The following is a 2,539-nucleotide window of genomic DNA, read 5'->3' on the forward strand; positions in this document are numbered from 1 at the left end:
GGGGCCCCTACGCGATCGCGGACGGGCCCCTCTGCGCGTGGAAGGAAGGCTCAGGCGGCCTTGGTCTCCCAGAAGATGCGGTCGATCTCAGCGATGAGGTCGAGGGCCTTCTGGCCGGTCGCCGGGTCGTTGGACGCCTTCGCGGCCGAGAGGGCCTTCAGGGTGTCGTTGACCAGGGTGTGCAGCTGCGGGTACTTCTCGAAGTGCGGCGGCTTGAAGTAGTCGCTCCACAGCACCGAGACGTGGTGCTTGGCGAGCTCGGCGCGCTGCTCCTTGATGGTGATGGCGCGCGCGCGGAAGTCGGCGTCGTCGTTGGCCTGGTACTTCTCCTGCACGGCCTTGACGGACTCGGCCTCGATGCGGGCCTGGGCAGGGTCGTACACGCCGCACGGCAGGTCGCAGTGGGCGGAGACCTTCGCCTTGGGGGCGAAGAGGCGGGAAAGCATGGAGTTGTCCTCCTCGTGATCGTCTTCTCAAGGGGGGACATTACTCGCTGGAGAACCGGATTTCGCGGGCGCCCCCATGGGCTTAGGACAAAAGTCCAGGGGCGCGGCCGGACCGGTGAGCGAATGTACGGGGCCGTGCGGCAGCATGCGGGAGTGAGGAGGTGGACACGCATGGTGGAAAGCGCCAGCCCGCGCAAGCGGTTCGAGGTGGTGGAGGTGACGGGCCCGTCGATGGTGCCCACGCTGCTGGACGGGGACCGGCTCGTGGTCCGGTACGGGGCCGCCGTGCGGCCGGGTGACGTCGTGGTGCTGCGCCATCCGTTCCAGCAGGACCTGCTGGTGGTCAAGCGGGCGGTGGAGCGGCGGCCCGGCGGCTCCTGGTGGGTGCTGGGCGACAACCCGTACAACGAGACCGGCGACAGCACCGTCTACGGGCCGGTGCCGGGTGAACTGGTGCTGGCGACGGCGGTGCTGCGGTTCCGGCCGCGCGGGGAGGGTCAGCGCTCGCTGAGGGCCCGGTTGTCCTGGGCCGCCTCGTCGCTGCGCGTGCTGCGGGCCGACGCCTCGGCCTCCAGCCGTTTGCGGGCGCGGTAGGCGGCCACGTTCGCCCGGGTGGCGCACCGGTCGGAGCAGTAGCGCCGGGAGCGGTTGGTGGAGGTGTCGAGGTAGGCGTTGCGGCAGGGCGCGGCCTGGCATAGGCCGAGGCGGTCGGGCCCGTGCACGGTGAGGTGGAAGGCCAGGCCGAAGGAGGCGATGGCGGCGTAGCCGGCGGAGGCGTTCGAGGGGTGGTCGGCGAGGTGGATGTGCCAGTCGGGCCGCCCGGTCTCGTCGAGGGTCTGGTGGTCGGAGACCTGGGGGCTCACGGGGAACTCCATCAGCAGCGAGTTCAGCAGGTCGACGGCGAGGACCTCGTCGCCGCCGTCGGCGGCTTCGAAGACGGCCCGCAGTCGGCCGCGCACGTTGCGGAACCGCGTGATGTCGGTGTCCGTGACGCGGCGGGCCATCTGCTGGCTGACACCGAACAGGGCGCGGACGGCGTCCACCGAGGTGAGCGTGTCCTTGTTGCGGGCCGGCTCCTCGGTGTTGACCAGGCGCACGGCGAAGTCCGAGTAATGGGCCAGTTCCACTTGTAGTCCTTACGGCTGCGGATTAGTGTCTCGTAACGGCTGAGATGTCATCGAGGGTATTACGTAGGGAGGGGTTCGGGGTGGCGGATACGGCGGATACGGCGGATACGACGAACGGGGCGGACACGGCCGACGCGGGGCGGGGCGGCGCCGGCTGGCAGGCCTGGCAGGACAGCTGGGACCGCCAGCAGGAGTGGTACATGCCCGACCGCGAGGAGCGGTTCCGGGTGATGCTGGACATGGTCGAGGCACTGGTGGGATCCACCCCCCGGGTGCTGGATCTCGCATGCGGTACGGGAAGTATCACGGACCGCGTCCTCAAGCGGTTCCCGGAAGCCACCAGTACGGGCGTCGATCTCGACCCCGCGCTGTTGACCATCGCCCGGGGCCACTTCTCCGGGGACCCGCGCGCGTCGTTCGTGACCGCCGACCTCAAGGACCCCGACTGGCGCTCGGCCCTCCCCCACCACGGCTACGACGTCATCCTCACGGCCACCGCCCTGCACTGGCTGCACAGCGAGGACCTGGCCGTGCTGTACGGGCAGCTCGCCCCCCTGCTGGTGCCCGGCGGGGCGTTCATGAACGCCGACCACATGCCCGACCCGGCCACCCCGCGCATCAACGCCGCCGAGCGCGCCCACCGGCACGCCGGCATGGACCGGGCCAAGGCGGCCGGTGCGCTGGACTGGCGCGAGTGGTGGGCGCTGGCCGCCGCCGACCCGGCGCTGGCCGAGCCCACCGCCCGCCGTTTCGAGATCTACGGGGAGCACGCCGACGGCGACACCCCCTCCGCGGCCTGGCATGCCGAGACCCTGCGCGCCGCGGGCTTCGCGGAGGCCCGTACGGTCTGGCGCTCGCCCTCCGACGCGCTGGTCCTGGGCCTGAAGTAGGAACTCCGCGAGCGGGGCGGCGGCAGGCCCCCGACACGGCCGAGGGGTGGTACGGGATCCCGTACCACCCCTCGGC

4 protein-coding genes are annotated in these 2,539 nt (G+C 71.3%); 2 read left to right on the plus strand and 2 right to left on the minus strand.

Features of this window, described 5'->3' with window-relative positions:
* Positions 1 to 50 precede the first annotated feature (50 nt).
* Positions 51 to 446, minus strand: a complete 396-nt coding sequence (gene sodN, locus ACFW2G_RS33010) for a superoxide dismutase, Ni (RefSeq protein WP_030036761.1) — start codon at positions 444 to 446, stop codon at positions 51 to 53.
* Between the two features lie 171 nt (positions 447 to 617).
* Here sodN and sodX point away from each other — a divergent pair, with 171 nt between their 5' ends.
* Positions 618 to 1,040, plus strand: a complete 423-nt coding sequence (gene sodX, locus ACFW2G_RS33015) for a nickel-type superoxide dismutase maturation protease (protein ID WP_384445381.1) — start codon at positions 618 to 620, stop codon at positions 1,038 to 1,040.
* Here sodX and ACFW2G_RS33020 read toward each other — a convergent pair.
* Positions 944 to 1,573, minus strand: a complete 630-nt coding sequence (locus ACFW2G_RS33020; RefSeq protein ID WP_037919750.1) for an ABATE domain-containing protein — start codon at positions 1,571 to 1,573, stop codon at positions 944 to 946. The genes sodX and ACFW2G_RS33020 overlap by 97 nt on opposite strands.
* A 200-nt stretch (positions 1,574 to 1,773) precedes the next feature.
* On the opposite strand from ACFW2G_RS33020, the gene ACFW2G_RS33025 reads away from it, so the two are divergent.
* Entirely contained in the window at positions 1,774 to 2,463 is a 690-nt protein-coding gene (locus tag ACFW2G_RS33025; protein ID WP_236647586.1) for a trans-aconitate 2-methyltransferase, read from the plus strand.
* Positions 2,464 to 2,539 lie beyond the last annotated feature (76 nt).

Origin of the sequence: Streptomyces sp. NPDC058880 (assembly GCF_042742535.1) — a bacterium.
Taxonomy (GTDB): domain Bacteria; phylum Actinomycetota; class Actinomycetes; order Streptomycetales; family Streptomycetaceae; genus Streptomyces.

What these genes read in the sequence shown, in the direction of transcription:
- sodN (WP_030036761.1), bottom strand. Translation starts at nt 446, where the DNA reads ATGCTTTCCCGCCTCTTCGCCCCCAAGGCGAAGGTCTCCGCCCACTGC.
- sodX (WP_384445381.1), top strand. Translation starts at nt 618, where the DNA reads ATGGTGGAAAGCGCCAGCCCGCGCAAGCGGTTCGAGGTGGTGGAGGTG.
- ACFW2G_RS33025 (WP_236647586.1), top strand. Translation starts at nt 1,774, where the DNA reads ATGCCCGACCGCGAGGAGCGGTTCCGGGTGATGCTGGACATGGTCGAG.